This is a genomic window from Phytobacter massiliensis JC163 (assembly GCF_000321045.1).
Taxonomy (GTDB): domain Bacteria; phylum Pseudomonadota; class Gammaproteobacteria; order Enterobacterales; family Enterobacteriaceae; genus Phytobacter_A; species Phytobacter_A massiliensis.
This window is the reverse complement of sequence record NZ_HE578945.1, coordinates 112,228-132,832: the sequence shown is the minus strand read 5'-3', so window position 1 is coordinate 132,832 and position 20,605 is coordinate 112,228. Positions and strand designations below refer to the sequence as shown.

Annotated in this window: 16 protein-coding genes and 1 pseudogene; 2 read left to right on the top strand and 15 right to left on the bottom strand. The window is 48.0% G+C overall.

Annotated features, from left to right (window positions below):
- Positions 1-140: 140 nt before the first annotated feature.
- The 10 genes and pseudogenes from ENTHG_RS00880 to ENTHG_RS23885 all read right to left on the bottom strand — a co-directional run bounded on the left by ENTHG_RS00880 (position 141) and on the right by ENTHG_RS23885 (position 11,439).
- Positions 141-1,217, bottom strand: coding sequence for an RES family NAD+ phosphorylase (locus tag ENTHG_RS00880; RefSeq protein ID WP_044172447.1), 1,077 nt, complete (start codon positions 1,215-1,217; stop codon positions 141-143).
- Positions 1,218-1,441: 224 nt separating this feature from the next.
- Positions 1,442-3,280 carry a UvrD-helicase domain-containing protein gene (locus ENTHG_RS00875; RefSeq protein WP_044172445.1) on the bottom strand — a complete coding sequence of 613 codons (1,839 nt, stop codon included), beginning with the start codon at positions 3,278-3,280 and terminating at the stop codon, positions 1,442-1,444.
- A gap of 1 nt (position 3,281) precedes the next feature.
- Positions 3,282-5,387: an ATP-dependent nuclease gene (locus ENTHG_RS00870; protein WP_044172444.1), complete on the bottom strand. Its 2,106-nt coding sequence runs from the start codon at positions 5,385-5,387 to the stop codon at positions 3,282-3,284.
- A 194-nt stretch (positions 5,388-5,581) separates the two neighbouring features.
- On the bottom strand, positions 5,582-6,019 hold the full coding sequence (locus ENTHG_RS00865) for a HigA family addiction module antitoxin (protein WP_044172442.1): 438 nt from the start codon (positions 6,017-6,019) through the stop codon (positions 5,582-5,584).
- A gap of 82 nt (positions 6,020-6,101) precedes the next feature.
- Positions 6,102-7,492: pseudogene (gene trbL / locus ENTHG_RS00860) on the bottom strand (P-type conjugative transfer protein TrbL).
- Between the two features lie 186 nt (positions 7,493-7,678).
- On the bottom strand, positions 7,679-8,473 hold the full coding sequence (trbJ, locus tag ENTHG_RS00855; RefSeq protein ID WP_044172440.1) for a P-type conjugative transfer protein TrbJ: 795 nt from the start codon (positions 8,471-8,473) through the stop codon (positions 7,679-7,681).
- Between the two features lie 81 nt (positions 8,474-8,554).
- The gene (traJ, locus tag ENTHG_RS00850; protein ID WP_044172438.1) at positions 8,555-8,908 is read right to left on the bottom strand and encodes a conjugal transfer transcriptional regulator TraJ; all 354 of its coding nucleotides are present in this window, start codon (positions 8,906-8,908) and stop codon (positions 8,555-8,557) included.
- 688 nt (positions 8,909-9,596) lie between these two features.
- Entirely contained in the window at positions 9,597-10,358 is a 762-nt protein-coding gene (locus ENTHG_RS23890; protein ID WP_071825776.1) for an ABC transporter ATPase, read from the bottom strand.
- Between the two features lie 47 nt (positions 10,359-10,405).
- A complete protein-coding gene (locus ENTHG_RS00845) occupies positions 10,406-11,188 on the bottom strand; it encodes a helicase RepA family protein (RefSeq protein ID WP_425325290.1) in 783 nt (260 codons plus the stop codon).
- A 20-nt stretch (positions 11,189-11,208) separates the two neighbouring features.
- The gene (locus ENTHG_RS23885; protein ID WP_023308174.1) at positions 11,209-11,439 is read right to left on the bottom strand and encodes a helix-turn-helix transcriptional regulator; all 231 of its coding nucleotides are present in this window, start codon (positions 11,437-11,439) and stop codon (positions 11,209-11,211) included.
- Between the two features lie 86 nt (positions 11,440-11,525).
- On the opposite strand from ENTHG_RS23885, the gene ENTHG_RS00835 reads away from it, so the two are divergent.
- Positions 11,526-12,356, top strand: coding sequence for a LuxR family transcriptional regulator (locus ENTHG_RS00835; RefSeq protein ID WP_237567435.1), 831 nt, complete (start codon positions 11,526-11,528; stop codon positions 12,354-12,356).
- A gap of 708 nt (positions 12,357-13,064) precedes the next feature.
- Here ENTHG_RS00835 and ENTHG_RS00830 read toward each other — a convergent pair.
- From ENTHG_RS00830 to guaB, 4 genes are all read right to left on the bottom strand, one after another.
- Positions 13,065-13,694: a hypothetical protein gene (locus ENTHG_RS00830; protein ID WP_044172432.1), complete on the bottom strand. Its 630-nt coding sequence runs from the start codon at positions 13,692-13,694 to the stop codon at positions 13,065-13,067.
- 123 nt (positions 13,695-13,817) lie between these two features.
- Positions 13,818-15,008 (bottom strand): tyrosine-type recombinase/integrase, encoded by a 1,191-nt coding sequence (locus ENTHG_RS00825; RefSeq protein ID WP_044172429.1) that lies wholly within the window; start codon positions 15,006-15,008, stop codon positions 13,818-13,820.
- Between the two features lie 306 nt (positions 15,009-15,314).
- Positions 15,315-16,892, bottom strand: coding sequence for a glutamine-hydrolyzing GMP synthase (gene guaA, locus ENTHG_RS00820; protein WP_044172426.1), 1,578 nt, complete (start codon positions 16,890-16,892; stop codon positions 15,315-15,317).
- 61 nt (positions 16,893-16,953) lie between these two features.
- Complete coding sequence (gene guaB, locus ENTHG_RS00815; RefSeq protein WP_044172423.1) at positions 16,954-18,420, bottom strand: IMP dehydrogenase; 1,467 nt, start codon at positions 18,418-18,420, stop codon at positions 16,954-16,956.
- 159 nt (positions 18,421-18,579) lie between these two features.
- Between guaB and xseA the strand changes: the two genes are divergently transcribed.
- Complete coding sequence (gene xseA / locus ENTHG_RS00810) at positions 18,580-19,962, top strand: exodeoxyribonuclease VII large subunit (protein ID WP_044172422.1); 1,383 nt, start codon at positions 18,580-18,582, stop codon at positions 19,960-19,962.
- Here xseA and ENTHG_RS00805 read toward each other — a convergent pair.
- A partial coding sequence (locus ENTHG_RS00805) for a YbfB/YjiJ family MFS transporter (RefSeq protein ID WP_145973655.1) occupies positions 19,959-20,605 on the bottom strand: 647 nt, incomplete at its 5' end. The two genes, xseA and ENTHG_RS00805, sit on opposite strands and share 4 nt — an antisense overlap.

The following is a 20,605-nucleotide window of genomic DNA, read 5'->3' as shown; positions in this document are numbered from 1 at the left end:
CTCAAGAATAACCTGCTAAGACCACTACAAGATCTTCTAATTCTGGCCGATACTGCCTGTCACGGCTGACATTAACTGGCCATAGCCGGACAGGCATCCCATCAGATAAACCTGCCCTTTCTTCTCCTCATCCAAAAAACTCAATACTCAACTGGCCCAAAATGCCCACGATAGCCAACTTGGGTGAGAATAAGACGATTGATGCACTCGACACTGACCAAGCCGCTTTCCACCGGCCTACCAAATAGGGCGATATTGCGAATGGTAGTTGCCTCCACATATTGTTCCCTCTGCGGATGGAAACGACGAAGCGACAGGCCATAGGCCGTCTCGAAAGGATGGCAGCCAGTGCGGATAAGGCTAAAAAAGGACGGATAACTTATTCCGTCGAAACCAGCCTCTTTAGCGGCAAGAGCAATGTCTCGGGCGATTTCATATGAGTGAGACCGGGCAAGAAAGAGCATATGTATTGCCATATCCAGACTTTCAAACTCGGTCTCTGTTTCTTCCAAAGAATGAGTCAAGTCCAATATCCGCAGATCCTGCTGATTCTTTAAGGTTGCGAAATAAAGCTCATCCTCCGTTGATGCCCTGCATTCATGAATACAAACATCGAGGTCTTGCGATCCGTACATCACAGAGAAGCCAGGAGAATCCAAACGCCCTCTACCTGCCAACCCCACAGGTGGGCTGTCATACTCGGAGGACTCAGCTGGTCGTTCAGGTTTAACGCGAAGACGGTAGAATTTGCTGCCCTTACTGAGCGTTGATTCGGGATATTCCCTCAGGATACGTTCGATGATCTGCGGACGTGTCGTCGGATCCTGAAGCCCCTTTAGCGGCTCGACTTCACCGACCATCCACAATCGAGGGCCGTAATGGAAAAATCCAATTTTAGCGACCTCCTCAATAAGCTTTACGTCATTCTTAAGCCACGTTGACGGGGCGATGTCACCTTGGCCATAATGGTGCTCATTGAACTGAATCACTGGCGCAGCGCCGTAGTCACAACGGACGGTGGTTCCGCTTACGAAAAAGCGCCACGCCAAATCTTTAATCTGGTCTCGGGTCAGCTTTTTCCCATCCGGGCTTTGGCAATTTGGGCATTCGCCTTGTTGTTCAAGGCCATGTTTTGCAGCGTCGATCCGCAGCCCTTCATCAGCGAAGCAATTTGAGCAGAGCAAAACCTGACTGGTTGGCTCGGTTATCTCAGACATAGAGGCTCCCTACATTTTTTACCGAACTTAATGATCAAATAAGCTTGAATAACCTAGACTCAAGATAACCGTTTGTGGCTGTAAGTTACCTGTCGGGAGGTATACAACAACAATGTATCTTTGCTCGAACGGCCATTTCCTGTCCCCCTAACACTGCAAATTATGAGCAAAGACTGGTCGCTGCCTTAGCACCCATTTAGTAAATCAAAAGGCAATAACAATCCTCAGGCCATAATTCGTATTTGATCAGGCGCCAATAATTTACTTTCAATTAGTTCAGCTTGAGCTCCCTCTGGATTAGCTGTGAAAAGTACTATACGTAGATCCTCCTCAGCACGGGAAAACGAGACATACACGAGCTTCTGAGTTACAGAGCGTTGCCGATCAGAGGGCTCCCCAGCAGTGAGAGGAGTAAGGGTTTTACTAAAGCTGTATTGGTTCCATGCTGCTTCGACATCATCATAAACGACCAATACCTTTGGATATTCCTCGCCCTTCACTCCATGTTGAGTGCTATAGGCGGTATTGTTGTTAAGATATTCGAAATAGCGGGAGACTCCCCCTGTGGCCATTTTAAAAAATGAGTCTGCGAGCCAGTCTCCTTTTTCGAAACTGTGAAGCTCCTCATTGAAAGGCTCAGTACGTGGAGGACGATCAAGATGCTCACTCAATCTTTCTGAGGGCTGGATTATCTGCATCTCGACGCAAAAGTGAAGGATCGTTCCAATCGTTTCGGTATCCCACAAAGCATGCAACTGCTCAACCAAAGACCTCGAAGTCTCAATCATCACTTTCAGTGACTTTTCCGCATTTAATCCATTGCTCGCGAAAGCAGGACTATCTCTACGAAGTAGATTAATAATTTTTCGATCGTCACCTTGGCTTTGAGCTGTTATGAGAGGGCAAATCGTCGAAAGAAATGGTTTAAGAAGGAAATGCGTTCCTTCCTCAAAAGCATCTTGAGCCCTTGATGAGGCATAGTCTCCAGTGAAGAGGCGATTGAGATCAGCGAAGCCAAGCCGTCGCGCGATCATTTGACGTGCCAGGAAGAGCTTCATGACATCGTCGCGACCTGCCCAACCCCAGTTTTCGACTGCAGCATCCATACGAGCTAGCGCCCGCTCAATCTGTTCTTCTGAATAGCGCCTGCGTGGTTCTGTTGGCTCTTCTGCTTTAATTAGCAAAAATTCAACACTGCCTTCACATTCAGCATTTTCGCCAGCAGCATACTGCTCAACATCTCCACGATAAGCATTGAGAAGTCGGATAACACTTTTAGAACAGCGAAAGTTTTCAGCTTTCTTGATGACTTTACCTTTGTCTGGTGGCGAAAAATCACCGGCACTTCGGTCATAAATCTGCTGCCAAGGGTCACCAAAATAGCCAATCATAGGAAGTTCATCACCCGCACAGACGAGATTGAGTCCTGAGACGATTCCCTCAAATGTGTCCTGTGCTTCGTCGACGAAGATGTAAGGGAAACGCAGGCCAATGATCCGTCTAAGTGTTTGATTATTTTTAAGCAAGTAGGTTGCAATTTCTATGACATCATCATGCCCAATCTGTCCTTTTTCGTAATCACTGAAGCTAGTGTCAGAATAGTCAAAATGATTGACTGCTTCGAGAAGGGAAAGCTGTTCTGTCAGTCGTTCTATTTTTGCACGGGCTTTAAGTGCCTTTTTGCTGTTACCGCCGTTATCATCTTCCCTAGCCTTGTCTATAAGATTTGGAATACGGCTTTCATATAACGCTTGACGAATATTTTCGTGGAAATGGCTAATCAAGCCCCACAGAAATCCATGAAGAGTCGAAACTAGGTACAACTCATCAAACCCCAATCTTTTCTTGATGACCTCAACCGCACGCTTGGTAAAGGTAATACAAGCAATGCGTTGACCATGCTTTCTAAGGACATTACCTTCATTATCCCGAACCCGGCCAAGAGCATCTACCAGTGAACTAGTCTTGCCCGCGCCTGCGCCGGCTATCATCGCAAAACTACGATGACCATCGATGCATGCACGGACTTGAATATCCGCTTCGCTTTCTATCCATGTCCTCATGCTATTCTCCCGCCGCGACAGAGGCTTCTGTATCCACCACAACTGGTAGTGGGGGTAACAGGCGCGACTCAAGCCATTTCAACCCTTCGGCAATATATACAGGGACAATCCATTGCTCAGCGCAAGCCAAGATGTCCATGGCAAAATCAGTTTTTTTGAAATTATCCGACCGAACCCTTTCGTAAACATCCTGGTAAGCGTCGCTGAGAGACGCTCGGACAGGAATGCCAATAGATAAAGCACCAGTTCGAAGTAGCCTAAAATTCTCATATACAATTGCTTCTTCCAACGTGCGCGGACGCAACATCTCGCTGGCATCATTTTCCTCGACCAAAACATCTGTCTGAAAAGCGATGCAACGATCCTTATCGTTGTGCTGCTTCTGCGCGCAAGTCAATGCGATCAGTTGGTCAATTGTTGTCAGCCCACAAAGTTTCTTTAGGGACGCGTTGGACGTTTTTGCTCCAGCAACATCCGCTCGACAGGCTTTGGGATAACCGGTAGGTGAAACTGAATCAATGTCAGTGATAACTAGATAGGGAATATGAAGGAAACTAAGCAAACCCTCGAAACGGTGAGCATACGCTCCCCCTACCTCCAAAACTGTGAGATACACAGTCCGTAATCGCTCTGCAGCACGCTCAATCATGGTCGGCATTAACAACTTCTCAACAGCGCCTTCAACAAGGATGCCAGCATCGGCGAAAAATAGGTCGCAGTGTGTAAGACGTAAATAGCGTTTAAGGAAGGCTAGCGATTCTGATGGTGGAATAACCTTACCATCAATTGTCTCCACATTCGGCTGGAAAGCGCGGAGGCTTCGAACCATTGACGCATTGCGAATGCCAGCAGCTTCTGTTTCACCCTCACAATGGCAGCGCTGGAAATAGCGAACTTTCTCAAAATCCACAGCCTCCATGATATGTGAGGAATGCGTGGTTATGACAAGTTGCGGTACGAGATTCGGTTCTCCAGCCACCTCAGCGGACTGATTAATTACCTGCCAAATGTTGGATATAAAAGTTTGTTGTACCTGAGCATGGAGATGAACTTCAGGTTCTTCAATGAAGATCATCAGGCACAGAGGTCTGTTCTCGGTGGTCATTACCCATTGAGAATGGAAGTGACGAGCCTGAATGGCCATATAAATTAGATTTTTGAATCCAAGACCGTTATAGAGCTCAGGTAGTTCATGCTTCCGGCTAGGGTCAATATAAAGTAATTCGGTATTCCCCCGAAGAGCAGTCTCGGGGCTAAGCGATGATATAATCTGCAATTCGCGATCATTAATTGACGGCACACCAAGGCGCTTGATGAGATTGATCAGTGGGGCAAACTGCTTTGCATAGTGATCAGTCAGCTGTTTGTTATTCGCATCGATTACGCTGTGAGCATCAGCGGCATGGTCAACCTGCTCAAGATTCTTTTGGTAGAAGGTGGCAAATGCCGAAGAGAGCCTATTACTGCGACTGCTGTTGTCATCGTTAATGTTGCGCTGCGCGTCCACGAACTCAACACGTATGAGCTGCTTAAGAAGACGCTTGCCTTCGTCAGGATCAAGATAACTCGACAAGATCTCAGACGGTGCTCCCTCCTGAATCTTCTCGTCTAGTGAGTAGTAACAAACCGTAAAATGTCGGCCAAGATTTCCGTCGATAGATAGATATTGCGAAAGCGACTTAGAGCGCGTTCCACCTTCCTTGGGAGGATAGGCAGCGTTGTAATTCTCGTATAACTTCCTTACCTCAGAGACCTCATACGACAGCCTAATCCCTACACTCGTGAAATCCGAAAGATTTGGCAATAATGTGAAAACTCTACCAAAACCGATGCTTTCTGGGTCGATAGTGAACCAAAGGTCCAGACTAATTTTGGGGACGAGCGTATCATCTCCGGTCGCTCCAAATGTGTCGAAATCTGCTATCCGGGCGACAGAAAAGTCGTAGATCTTGAAATCTCGTCCCCCCAGAAAGCAACGAAAAACCGCAGTGGCAGAAGTTTTGCCACTGTTGTTGGGACCAACAAAAATGGACTCCTTCTCTTCAATGTCAATCTGCACATTTTCCAATCGACGGAAGTTCCGAATCGCTACACTACTTACTTTCATTTAATCCCTCCTTGACACTTCAAGATAGCAATCCGAAAACTGATGCTACTCGCTTCGTTTATTTTGAGGACATTTTTTACATTTTTTCCAGCCCTTGCTGAGAAGTTTGTTCCAGAAATGACTTTGAACAAATATTCTTACTTTTATGCCCCTTGAGGAGCGGTATTCATGATGCAACATGAGGTGAACGCAGATTAATTACTTACGTCGTTTTCCCTATGATCTTGCAACTTCTGCAGATTACTCCAGAAGTCCTCATCAGTCCCAAATATGGCAGCAAGAATGCGAGCATCGTCATTTGTAAGACGACGCAAACCGCAGATAATATCGTCAATATACTGCTTGCAGATACCCATAGCTTCCGCCAGTTCATCATTTGACATGTTCAGCGGTTTTAAAAATTCCTCTGTCAGAATTTCTCCCACTGTTACAGGCCCGGCGGTATCTGCTTTTGTGTAGTATGCAAGAATCTCAGAACGCCCCTGCTCATACGTCAGCTCGCCTGAAATAATACGTGCCTTAACGGACTCGTACAGAGGCGTACCATTGGGGTCCATTCCTTCAAGTCTCAGGGAAGCCTCTGCTTTGCGAAAGCCCTCATGGCGTAACCGTGAATCTGGAGTTCTGGACATATTTTTTCCTTTGAGTTGCAGAAGTAAAGTTCGCTCACTGAAAGCGTCAGCTCGCGCTCCCCCATAAACTGACGCGCTTGATTCAAGATTTATTATTGCCGGATAAGCTATCTCCGGCAAAATCATCATGTTCACGGTTATCCCGACGAGTAGCTGTTTGTTTACGTATCTGAGCCGCCAACTCCCCTCCAATAGTCTGTTCGACACGAGAAGAATTGCCACTTCGCTTCATTGTCTGGTACTCAGCAGCGCCGTTAGCCATAATGCTTCCCATATGGCTTGCCATACGGCCAGCTCGTGAGAATGAAGCAAACCCCTGACTTCCTCCGCTGGCGCTACCTGAACTGCTCCCAGCAGACGAACCACCGGAACCGCCTGAGGGTTGGCCTCCAGAAGTATCTACGGAACCGGTATCTTCCCCGCCGCCAAATCCTCCACCGGAACCGCCTCCACCGCCAGAACCAGATTCTTCGGCCATGGCAGATTGCGCAGACTCGAACGCTGCCTTTAATGCAGAGGCTCCGCCGCTGACATGAGCTGATGCCCCCATCGCCATTGCTCCAGCACCGCTGATGGCAGTAGCGGCAGCGCCGGTAATCATACCCGCCCCAAACCCACTAATCCCTTGTAAGGAAGCCCCTCCTACAATACCTGATAACAGCAGTGGTAGCTTATTCGTTAATACTAATAAGATAATTGACGCCAGAAGCAAAACGATAAGACTATTAAGATCAGGAACATCATCTTTAATAAGAGAAAAATATTGATCTATAAATGATTGTCCAATACCAATTATTAATGTCATCGTGAATAATTGAATGCCAATCGATAAAACAGTTCGTAAGTAATTAATTGATATATCAGAGGTCCATTTCGAACCACCAAACCCAAGCAATATAACTCCTGCATAACATAACACCCATGCAGAAACCAACATGATTAGCATATTTATCGCTATAAGGGACATTACCACCAAAACGATTATCGCGACTGTTATCATAATGGTGGATATCATTGGCGACCAAATTGATGCGGCTGAACTGACCTTTGTTAATATCGCAAACGCCATATCAACTATGCTTGAGGGCGAAATACCAGTACTTATTCCTAAAGCGTTTGCTGCAAGTTGTCTCATTGAATTAATTATGGATTGCGATATGGATGGGCCGTTGATTAAAAGATAATAAAAAAACCAATGACGGCAAAAAAGCGAACTATTTCAGCAAGTACGCCTGTCAACCCTTCCCCTTGCATCGCCATCATACCAAATGTCCAAACCATACTTATTAATACCAGCCCCCAGAAGAGCCAATTTGCATAGTCAGCAATTACTGTTGTCCATGTACTGGCTACTTGTTGAAACTTATCTAATAAAGTATCAAGTAGCCCGCTACTATCTAATTGACCAGCATAGGCATTTATAGAAAAGAAAAGTATGATACCTAAAAAGGTGAGCTTACTTACTATTTTCATGATTACCATTCTCGTTTAGGGCTTGGTTTATTATTACTCCGTAGAGCACATTTATCGTATTTATGTTCATCAAATTTATTATCTGGCGTCGATGAGCAAACGTTATCGTTTTTTCGCAAGAACATATAATCATTGAAATGATTAGAATAAAAAACATCATAATTTTATTTTTCATTCAGTTGTTCCTCACCAAATTCGCTTCGGGCTTGGTGTGTTCTGTCCAGCTAATACTTTCTCATCAGCAGCTATTTGTTGGGCTTCTTTATCGGCCTGAGCCTGTGCCAGTGTTGCCGCGGCGTTTTGTTGAGCTACCAGAAGCGAGCGGATTTGCAGTAACTGGTTTGTCTGCGCACTGGCAAGCTGGGTAGCGGCCTGAATAGCTTCCATTTGCCCTTGTGAGCCGGTTGCCTGAGTTTGCAAATCTGCAAGGTTATCAGCATCGCTCTGCAGGGTGTTCTGCTGTTCGTCAATTACCTTAAATAGCGCGTCATTGGCCTTTTTACGTGCCCCTGAACTGTTCTGTTCAGCTTCACGCAATGCGCTAATTTCAGACGAGGTACATTCAACATTACTGTTAAAGCAAGGTGATAACCTGTAGTAGTTAACATCCTGATATCGGTTCAGGTACGCATCGAGACTCCCGGCCTGATTCTTGTAGTAATTAAGGGTATCCTGCACCTGCAACAATTTATTAATTGTTGAATTTGCCTGGTCCCAGATATAGGCCGCAGGTGCTACGGTGTTCTGCAGCATGTTTTCATACTGCTGCAGCTGCGTCTGGTACTGCTGGATTTGTTTAGCCACAGCCTGAACGCTGTTAACTGCGCTGATTGTGGTCTGAATCACATTAGTGCCATCAATAACGGGAATTCCGGCCTTCACCGGTAATGCCATGACGGACGCCACGAAAGGAACTATTAAACCTTTTTTAGCGGCTAAAATCCCTCTTTGTAATGAAACCACTTGGAAAATTAAATCCATTTGCTCACCTCTTTTTCATCAGTTCAGTAATATTTAACGCACTGTCTGTTAACAGACGCAGGTATATAGGAAACCACACATTTATTTATCCAAGATTTTATCCATAATGTTCCTTAGTTCTTGCCGAGTTGATTCTATTTTCGCAAGCAAGGTTCTTATCAGTGTGGGTGAAAAATCAACTGTTCGAGGATCATTTGCGAGCCATAATTTAAGTAATCCGCCAAGTCTTCCAAGATCAGCATTTACTCGGCTAAGTTCATTAACCTGTTCTATATCAACCATTGACTCCACATCGTAACCCATACCGACTTTACGCCAATAGGCCGCGACACTCAGACCGGCAGCGGCGGCATTTGCTTCAATCTGCATCTTCTCTTCCGGTAAGCAGTAGACCTTGATCGGTGCGGAATTTTTCCGCGTTTGATTGTCAGTCATCTCGTCTCCATATAGGCGGTAGCCGATTAGCCTCGCAGAGCAGGACTCCCGTTGAGCAGCCCCGCTGCGAATAAGGGAAGGTAAAGTAGAAGCACCGTTTATGGTGGGCCTACTTTACATGTCCTGCCCTCCAGTTGCCGTAGTATATCTGTGCACATCAATGTGTATTTCAGTGTACAGGATGTGTTTTCTTAGCGTATTAATATTGGATTACTCGAGTAAAGATCTGCAGCAATTGTCTTTTTTGCAAGAAGAATATATTTCTCCATTTTGATAATGACCTTTAGTAGTTATAAATGGGCGTGCACCAACTGTATTTATGTTTCGATATATTGTAAGAAGTCTATTATTTTCTCATGCACTTTTTTACTTACCTTGTCAGAGCATGTGCATTGCAGATTTTAGCGGCTAAAATCTGCCCCCCTATGCCTAAAGCTAGGTGCGTACCTCATATGTCATAAAATCTACCTCAAGTGTCAATATACCAAGCGTGTAAGTAATCTCTTCTTCTGGCGTACAACCATCGGCCTTTGGCCGATTCAAGGCTTGAAAGCGCCTGCTCAGGCAGGTGATTTCAAAGCCTGAAGATACTGATTGATCCTGAATAACCTGCACACCAGTTAAAAAATCAGGCCTCTGTAGCACACTAGCGGGCCGTTACAGCACATCGCCAGGCCGTAACGACACACTACCGGGCCGTTGTAGCTCGTTTTATCCTAGAGTTTTGTATCTCAATACCAATTGCTAGAAATTTTTTGCTATCTTCTTTTAATCTTCTCCGATAGTTACGCAATGTCATATTATTAGTACCTTCCCCACTGACAGCTGAAATTAATGTATCAATATGCCAGCCGCCTTTAGGATCGTGCTTATGTGTTAATATATGACGTGCAACTGCTTGGCTAATACCATGCTGAAGACGAGCAATGGGGCCTGGATCATGATGAAAATGCAAATCTCGCTTCAACAACATTACTAATGCAACACCTAAGCGCACTCTCCACAGGTTACGTTCACCACCAGTTAGAGGATTACGCCTAGTCATTGGTGAAGGCACGACATGGTCAATTAAACCGCCTAGAATGGAATAACCGTGTTTTTCTAAATCTGGTGTTACTATTTCAACAGTTGCCACTCGTAGATCAACAAGTAGTTTTTTAATTCGATCATAACTGTATTGTGCATCGGATAGAGTTCGGCGTACTTTCGCTGGATCTACTAATAATTCGATTCCTCCATCAGAAATTTCTCGACGTTTCTCGGCCACATAGAGCATTGTTTCGACAATATCCGCATGACGTTGTCCTAGTCTTCCGGTAACACGACAACGACCAAAACTAGTCTCCATCCACTGTCCATTCAGCGCCAAGGGACGTTGACTTGGTTGGTACAGAATGACTCTAGCCTGCAGAGCTGTACTAGTAGGTGTAACTTTATTACCAGTTATCATTTTCTGCACCACTCAATGAAGACATACATTCTTTTGCTATTTGTTTTTTATTCTTCGATTTGAGTTGCGTTATCCTTAATACTCCCCCCCTCATGTCTCTGTAACCAACGATCTGGAGCACGTTCTCCATAATTTGCTTTATTTATTCCAAATCTAACAAATTGACCTCGAACATCATCAGAAATACCATACGTCTTCGCTTCTAAGGCGGTCATGCCCGCCAGATAAGATTGCCACCGTATATTATCAACCAGGACACTACTACCCCTGCTTGCCTGCTGTATATCACCAACCCCCATCGTGGCAGCGCCTTTGTTTGAATGGTGTAGAAATATAATCGAACATCCAGTATCAGCAGCAATACCTTCTAGCTTTCCAATGACTTTGGACATTGCTGCGCTATTATTCTCATCCTCCTGGTGGAAACGGCGAAGAGTATCCAAAATTATTAAACGTCTACCTTTTGAAACTTCATTGATCAAGTTGCTCCAATCCGGCAAGAAAATATCTGGACACTTCCCTACTAAAGGTTCGACCAATAGCTTATCAGCTACAATCTGCTGCTGACGTGCTGTTAGATATTTCCCCAAAGAATATAAACGATGGTGAACGATGGTTTCAGAGTCCTCCACAGGTAAATATGCCACCAACCCAGTCGGATATTCACCAAAGTTTAAAAGATCTACACCACAAGTAATCTGCACAGCCAATTGTAATGCCAGCATTGACTTTCCAACGCCTCCCGGAGAAACCATCGCTCCGATAGTACCAATAGCCAAATTAGGCAAGACGTAATCAATTGGTTGTGGCTTAGCTTCAAATGCTTCCATTATGTTCAGTGACATTGCTGTTACCTACCTAAAACAACACCGGGTCTGGCCGCTTTAAACATTGCTGATTTACGATCCGCAATCCACTGCTCTACTTCGGATAACTGCCATGCAACATTTCGGCTAGTAAGTGCTATACGGCGAGGAAACTCGCCTCGCTGTTCAAGGTTATATATAGTGCGGGCTGATAATGGGATCATTTCCAGAAGTGTTTTTCTGTTAATGAGCGTGCTATGTGCTTTTGTTTGCATCTGCCTTCCTCCTGTTTCCAATCAGGCCTATACAATGCCAAGCATTACCACTTGCTAAAACCTATTCATTGGCTAAAATGGTTGACATGAAAATTACTATCTGGGAAGGCTGTGACCTCACAGTTGCAACTGCAATTAAATTATTTGAAGAGCGTAGTTCTCCGTACTCCATATTTTCACGGAGGTATCCAATACTGCGTCTCATACAGGAAGTTATTGATCCAGCAGTAGCTGCTTATGTAAATTCCCTGTCACCAAGTCATAAAGACTACATTTCTGGAGTAAATCTAGGATTTAGCGAAGTACTTAAAAAAGTGGGCTTAAACGTCGTAGTACAGGCACAAAGACTTCTTTTGCGTAATTTCGTTCTGACTTTAGATCAACAAACTTCTCTTGATAAATGCTTTACCGCTACGATTGAGTCTCTTATTGAATTAGTCAGTGAGTGCGCATCCAAGCGGCCGAAGAAATCCTCTCCTGCAAAAGGAGTAACTATAAATTCACAGCGCAAGCTCGGTTATTGCGAGTTCTGCGGTAATCTAACCGAATTTTCCAATTTGATCAGTGAGATATCAGAATTTGTTGCTAACGATAATGAGTTCCCCGTTCATGAAAAACAGGTCCTTAGTCATCGATATTGTTCTGACCATAGGCCCAAACTCATCAATGGTCTATGGAATCCCAAATACAGACAAGGAAAGCGGTCTCTCGAACAGTTCAATAAAGAATTAATAAGGCTTAGACGGCAATGCGCTAAACCGCATAAAGCTAACGCAAACACAGGGGATATATTGATTGATACATATTTTCATGAGTGGATACAGGGTCAAACTTTAACCCCAGCAGATCTAGATAAACTTAGGAATATCGCCAGACGAATGGTTGACTCCAAATTCACTGATACTAAGAAAAAATAATCATATTAAAACACCAAGGTTTTAAGCAGTTTGAAACCGCACAGGTTTTAGAAAAAAATCACTACACAACTATGACAAAGCAGGCTGTGTCCAATGCCTTAGCGTCGGTGAGGAAAGAATTTTATATTTAAAATAGTATATCCACGAACTATTATGGTGGCAGTTTAAGTCTTAATATCATCCACTTTATTGAATTATAACCAGCCACTTACAAGGGTTTTTCGCGATTACCCTGCTTCAAATTGATGATTTTGAAAATACAGTATTATAGTTTATTGTTTGTAGCGCAGCTGTAAGCGTTATGCAAAACGGATCACAGTGATACTACCTCACCAGTAAATCACTGAAGCCGATCTGTAATGACATAGAACGAATTGGTTTTATGGTTATGCAATGGCTCATCCCCTTACTTGTCCCTGACCATAAAAAGCATTCGCTTTCCTGAAAGCAAGTCTAAGCCAAGGGGCGTTTACAGTTGTCTTATCTTGGCTCATTAGATACTGGCTTAATTATTAGAATCATGTCGGTGGCATTTAGGTCAAAACATGCCCAAAATTTTAGCAGCTAAAATTCGTTTTCTCATGTAGGGTCAAGAAACTTATGACTTAACCTATTGATTATGTGAATTACCTTGTGAGTATTACTCGTAGGATGGAATCTTCCAAAACTCTGACAATTTACTCTAAATGTATGACCAAAAAGGATAGTTTAGACTATAGTTTGTCCAGCGTTAAATTTCTCCAGATAGACTTCCATTTCGCGAGTCCACCTTGGGGTAGGTACCGAGGTGGCCATTAGCCACGGAAACCACCATACAAGCATAAAGGCCATCATAAGCGGTGCGATCATTTCGGCCGAAGCATGAGAAACTATATAGACTATGAATACTATCAGTAGAACTGCGTTTGCAATCTGACCTGCCAGAAAAAGACGCCAGCGATAACAATGCCATTTCCTGTTGAACACAATCCGTCCATCCCGTTCTTCGAGCCAGTTACGCCACGGCTTGAGATAACCAGCCCGCAACCCATAACGATCACACATTATTACAGCCAAATCCTGCAGCCGATAGTTATACAAGCCTGTGAGCCGATGAAGGCTGCGCTGACGAAGCTCACGCTTTGCCAGACGGACCGCATTTTTATTCAAATATGACTGTGTCAGCATTTGCTCTAGCCGGCGCTTTCTAAGATTGAATAGTCCACGAAATACACTTCCAGATTCAGCATTAATTACTCTGTGACGAACTACACCGAGTGCAATATAGACACACAGCAATAGCCAGCCGGTCTTAGGGTATTGATTCATCCATTGTATAATTACAGACAACTCAGGCACTCTTATTTTTCCTTTTTATGCAATCCAGATAAAACCAGTAAAGATTCAGTAAATTTTAGCGGCTAAAATTGCTCTCCTAGCGTAGATAAAAGAAGCATATCCACTTAACTCACTGATTGTTAACTACTTACTAGTCCATTCATCAATCATATTCGCCCAATCTTGTAGCATCTCAGCCCTCTGCTCACGATATTCAGCCTTGTTATAAACAGCTCGTACCCCTTTTTGTTCATGGGCAAGGCTCTTCTCAATCCAGTCAGTATTGTACCCGGCCTCATGTAGCAAGGTGCTGGCTGTACGCCGTAAGTCATGGGGACCAAACTTAGGCAACAACTCCCCTTCTTTCTGAGCCAGGCGATACGTCAGTGTCAAAACCCGGTTTAAAGTAGCGCTACTCATTGGCGCATCGGAATCGTACCGCGAAGGAAGGATAAAATCAGAGCTACCGGCAAAGGTTTTGAGAGCAATCATAATATCCATTGCCTGTCTGGAAAGAAAAACCAAATGTGGATTACGTCGTTTCATCCTCTCCTTTGGTATCGTCCATAATGCCTCACTAAAATTGATCTCGTTCCAGGTTGCGTTAGTAAGCTCACTTTTACGTACCATCGTTAACAGCAATAGTTTAACCGCTGCTCTGATTGATGGCGTCGTTCCTACCCGTTCCATATACCGATACATCAGACCAATTTCAATTGGCGTCAATACTCTGTCTCGAGGCTCAAATTTCGCTATGCTTGCAGGCCGTACCAGATCAGCTGGATTCTCCACCTTCTGACCGCGCTCAATAGCCCAGCGATAGACTTGCAATACAATCTCTCTGGCGTGTACAGCTGTCGCCGGTGCCCCTCTCTCGACAATGTTATCGGTTAATGCGCGTAAGTCTTCATGTGTAATCTCACTAAGTTTCTGCTGGGCAAATTTTGACTTCAACTCCCTTTGATATACCGAACGCCGCATATCACGCGTCGATTCAGCCATTTGATAACCACGTAACCATTTCTCAGCCCACGCACCAAAAGTCTCCGCATCTTTGATACGCGCTTTATCTCTGGCTTTTTCCCTCGCAGGCGATCTTCCACTGGCAACCATTTTTTTGGCTTCATTGAGCCGTTCACGCGCTTCTGCAAGCGTGATCCCTCCAACACCATAGCGGCCAAAAGTAACGGTCTCCTGTCTTCCGTTTATTGAATAGTTATAACGAAATGAAATAGTTCCAGCCGGAGTGACCGCAACATACAGACCATCACGGTCATTAACTTTATAGAGTTTCTCCTTCGGCTTAAGGTGACGCAGCCTGGTGTCAGTCAACATGGTTTATTGTTTTCCTTTATCAAAAAATACCATGTTGTAAAAAATTCAGAAAAGTTGTTTAACTCTCTGTTTTTAATTGAGTTATAAAAACAAATACCATAACTCAACCGAAATTTATCACATGGTACTTTTTCAAACCTGAATTCGAAATCAGAGAGTACCATCAAAAATTCCATTGAAAAAACCGTGCTTCCCGTTGCTAACAGCTGCCAGAAAGTGCCAGACATAAAAACAAAAAAGCCCGCAGTTACGCGGGCTTAGAGGTACTTTACTGCTTTTACGTGCAGGCTGTTGCCAGACGCGAAATTATTCCCACTCAATGGTCGCTGGCGGCTTGCCGCTGATGTCATACACCACGCGGGAAATACCGTTAACTTCATTGATGATGCGGTTAGACACCCGGCCGAGGAAATCATACGGCAGGTGCGCCCAGTGGGCGGTCATAAAGTCGATGGTCTCTACCGCACGCAGGGAGACAACCCAGTCATATTTACGACCGTCGCCCATCACGCCAACGGAGCGAACCGGCAGGAACACGGTAAATGCCTGGCTCACTTTGTTGTAGAGATCGGCTTTACGCAGCTCTTCAATGAAAATAGCGTCCGCGCGACGCAGCAGGTCGCAGTACTCTTTTTTCACTTCGCCCAGCACGCGCACGCCGAGGCCTGGCCCCGGGAACGGGTGGCGATAGAGCATGTCGTAAGGCAGGCCCAGCTCGAGGCCGATTTTGCGCACTTCGTCTTTGAACAGCTCTTTCAGCGGCTCAACGAGCCCCATCTTCATCTCTTTCGGCAGGCCGCCGACGTTATGGTGAGATTTGATAACGTGGGCTTTGCCGGTGGCAGAAGCGGCGGACTCAATCACGTCAGGGTAGATAGTACCCTGCGCCAGCCATTTCACATCCTCGAGCTTGAGCGCTTCTTCGTCGAACACTTCAACAAACACGCGGCCGATGATTTTACGCTTCGCTTCCGGGTCATTTTCTCCCGCCAGCGCAGAGAGGAAACGCTCCTCCGCCGGAACGTGAACAATGTTCAGGCCGAAATGGTCGCCGAACATATCCATAACCTGCTCGGCTTCATTCAGGCGCAACAGACCGTTATCGACAAAGACACAGGTAAGGTTTTTGCCGATGGCGCGGTGCAGCAGCATGGCGGTAACGGAGGAGTCAACGCCGCCGGAAAGGCCAAGGATGACTTTATCGTTGCCCACCTGCGCGCGGATGCGCTCAATGGCGTCGTCAATAATCTTCGCCGGGGTCCACAGCGCTTCACACTGGCAGATGTCGCGTACAAAACGCTCCAGCATACGCAGGCCCTGGCGGGTATGGGTCACTTCCGGATGGAACTGAACGCCGTAGAAACGCTTCTCTTCGTTAGCCATAATGGCGAACGGGCAGGTCTCGGTGCTGGCGACGGTAACGAACCCTTCAGGGATGGCGGTCACTTTATCGCCGTGGCTCATCCAGACGTCAAGCAGCGCTTTACCTTCTGCGGTCAGGGCGTCTTCGATATCGCGAATCAGCGCGCTTTCAGTCTGTACTTCTACCTGCGCATAGCCAAACTCACGCTCGTTAGAGCCTTCAACGTGGCCGCCAAGCTGCATTGCCATTGTTTGCATACCGTAGCAGACGCCAAGAACCGGTACGCCAGCGTCAAACACATACTGCGGCGCGCGCGGGCTGTTCTCTTCGGTGGTGCTCTCCGGGCCGCCGGAAAGAATAATGCCGTTAGGATTGAAGTCGCGGATTTGCGCTTCGGTAACATCCCACGCCCACAGCTCGCAGTAAACGCCCAGTTCGCGGACGCGGCGGGCAACAAGCTGTGTGTACTGTGAACCAAAATCGAGAATAAGAATGCGATGGTTATGAATATTGTCCGTCATTGACGCTAATTCCGAGGCAAGTCAACAAAATCGCCCGGCGCGGAGCCGGGCGAAGTAAAAATCAGGAACCCATACGGTAGTTCGGGGATTCCTTGGTAATGGTCACGTCGTGCACGTGGCTTTCCTGAATACCTGCACCGCTGATACGCACAAATTCAGCTTTGGTGCGCAGAGCGTCGATAGTACCACAGCCGGTCAGCCCCATACAGGAGCGCAGGCCGCCCATCTGCTGGTGGATAATCTCTTTCAGGCGGCCTTTATACGCCACGCGGCCTTCGATACCTTCCGGCACCAGTTTGTCGGCGGCGTTATCTGACTGGAAATAGCGGTCAGAAGAGCCTTTAGACATCGCGCCCAGCGAGCCCATGCCGCGGTAAGATTTGTAAGAGCGGCCCTGGTAGAGTTCAATTTCACCGGGGGATTCTTCGGTGCCTGCCAGCATGGAGCCGACCATCACCGCGCTTGCGCCTGCGGCAATCGCTTTAGCAATATCGCCGGAGAAACGGATGCCGCCATCGGCGATAACCGGAATCCCGGTGCCTTCCAGCGCTTCTACCGCGTCGGAAACGGCAGTAATCTGCGGCACGCCCACGCCGGTAACGATACGGGTCGTACAGATAGAGCCGGGGCCGATACCCACTTTCACCGCGCTGCAACCCGCTTCCGCCAGCGCGCGAGCGCCTGCGCCGGTTGCCACGTTGCCGCCGATGATTTGCAGGTCAGGATATTTCGCGCGGGTTTCGCGGATACGCTGCAGAACGCCTTCGGAGTGGCCGTGAGAGGAGTCAATCAGCAGCACGTCAACGCCAGCCGCCACCAGCGCATCGACACGCTCTTCATTGCCCGCGCCCGCGCCAACGGCAGCACCTACGCGCAGACGGCCCTTCTCATCTTTACAGGAGTTCGGTTTACGCTCTGCTTTCTGGAAGTCTTTTACGGTGATCATGCCGATGAGGTGGAAGTTATCATCAACCACCAGCGCCTTTTCAACCCGTTTTTCGTGCATTTTCGCCAGCACAACTTCGCGGGCTTCGCCTTCACGAACGGTGACCAGTCGCTCTTTCGGCGTCATATACACGCTGACCGGTTGGTTAAGATCGGTGACGAAACGCACATCGCGGCCGGTGATAATGCCCACCAGTTCGTTATCTTCGGCAACCACCGGGTAACCGGCAAAACCGTTACGCTCGGTCAGCTCTTTCACTTCGCGCAGGGTGGTGGTCGGCAGGACGGTCTGCGGATCGGTCACTACGCCAGATTCATGCTTTTTCACGCGACGAACTTCTTCAGCCTGGCGTTCAATGGACATGTTTTTATGAATAAAGCCAATGCCGCCTTCCTGTGCCAGGGCGATGGCCAGGCGCGCTTCCGTAACGGTATCCATTGCTGCGGAGAGCATCGGAATATTCAGACGAATGGTCTTCGTGAGCTGAGTGCTCAAATCGGCGGTATTCGGCAGAACGGTGGAGTGAGCGGGAACGAGGAGGACGTCGTCAAACGTCAGGGCTTCTTTAGCGATACGTAGCATGGGCAATATCTCTGACCTGGGTGGTTAAATATTGCCGTGGCATTATACAGAGCGTAACCGATTGCTTCCACATATTTTTGAGAAAAATACTTGCTATCGCCTCGTGACGGGTTACTATCGATTGAATAACCTGCTGATTTGAAATTTGATCCCGCTCACATGTTACCCCCTCAATCCCCCGCAATTTTTACTGTAAGCCGTCTGAATCAGACGGTGCGAACGCTGCTGGAACGTGAAATGGGCCAGGTGTGGATCACCGGCGAAATCTCCAATTTTACCCAGCCGGCTTCCGGTCACTGGTACTTCACCCTGAAAGATGACACCGCCCAGGTGCGCGGCGCAATGTTCCGCAACAGCAACCGGCGCGTCACTTTCCGGCCGCAGCACGGCCAGCAGGTGCTGGTGCGCGCCTCGGTGACGCTGTATGACCCGCGCGGTGACTACCAGATCATTGTTGAGAGCATGCAACCGGCGGGCGAAGGCTTACTGCAGCAGAAGTACGAGCAGCTTAAAGCGGCGTTGCAGGCGCAGGGGCTGTTCGACCAGCAGTTTAAAAAACCGCTGCCCTCCCCTGCCCACTGCGTCGGGGTTATCACCTCGAAAACCGGTGCCGCCCTGCATGATATCCTGCATGTGTTGAAACGCCGCGATCCGTCGTTGCCGGTCGTCATCTACCCGACGGCGGTGCAGGGCGACGATGCGCCGGGGCAGATTGTGCGCGCCATCGAGCGGGCGAATGCGCGCCAGGAGTGCGACGTGCTGATTGTCGGGCGCGGCGGCGGCTCCCTCGAAGATTTATGGAGTTTTAACGACGAGCGGGTAGCCCGCGCTATCTTCGCCAGCCAGATACCGGTGGTGAGCGCGGTGGGCCATGAAACCGATGTCACCATCGCCGATTTTGTCGCCGACCTCCGTGCGCCAACCCCTTCGGCAGCGGCAGAAATCGTCAGCCGCAATCAGCTGGAGCTGCTGCGGCAAATCCAGTCAGTACAGCAGCGCCTTGAGATGGCGATGGACTTTTTCATCGCTAACCGCACCCGGCGCTTTACCCAACTGAACCACAGGCTGCAACAGCAGCATCCGCAGCTGCGCCTTGCCCGTCAGCAAACGGTGCTGGAAAAACTGCGCCAGCGGATGCGTTTCGCCCTCGATAACCAGCTTAAGCAGGCCGTACAGCGCAACAGTCGCCTCGCCCAGCGCCTGAATCAGCAAAACCCGCAGCCGCGCATCTTACGCGCGCAAACCCGCATTCAGCAGCTCGAATACCGGCTGGCGGAAAACCTGCGCGCGCGGCTGAGCGAAACGCGGGAGCGCTTTGGCAATGCGGTAACGCACCTTGAAGCGGTCAGCCCGCTGTCGACGCTGGCGCGCGGCTATAGCGTCACCACCGCTGCCGACGGGAACGTGCTCAAACAGACGAAGCAGGTCAAAGCCGGTGATACGCTTACTACCCGTCTCGCTGATGGCCTGGTGGAAAGTGAAGTGAAAAGCGTCCAGCCTGTGAAAAAAACACGGGCGCGTAAACCCCGCAGGGCGGACTAAGCGCCTTTTGTCGGCGGCAGCAGCATAATAAGCAGCGCCAGGCCGGCAAAAATCCACAGCGACAACGCCGCCCCCAGCAGCCCATAAAGCTGGCCGAAAACGACCGAGCCTGCCACCTGCCCCGTTGCCAGCATAAAAAAGACGATACCCACCCCGGTAGCCGGTGCCTGCGCCGTGGCAGACGCGCCGCAGACCAGCAGCACGCCGGAGAGGGTGATATAGCCCACGCCGCAGAGCGCCGCCGCCGGAATAAACCAGCCGCTATAGCCGTGGCTTAATGCCAGCAGCGCCAGCGGCGCGGCCATACAAAGCAGTGCCAGCCAGTAAACCCGGTTCCAGCCCATATGGGCGGCCAGCGCGCCGGTAAAGACGCCTGCAATACCCGCCCCGCCGCTCACCAGCCACAGCATGCTGGTGGTCTCCTTTGCAATGTGAAGATGGTTTTGCAGAATATCAGGCCCAAAGTTCCACCATGCGGCGCTCGCGATACCGCAGATAAACGCTATCAGCGCCAGGCGCTGCAACGTGCGGCACAGCAGTACCTGCCGCCAGGACTGCTTATTTTCAGCGCCCTGTTCTCTGGCCGCCGGTAAATAGCGCATTACCGGCAGCAGACAAAGCAGCGCCAGTACCGCGAAAGCAA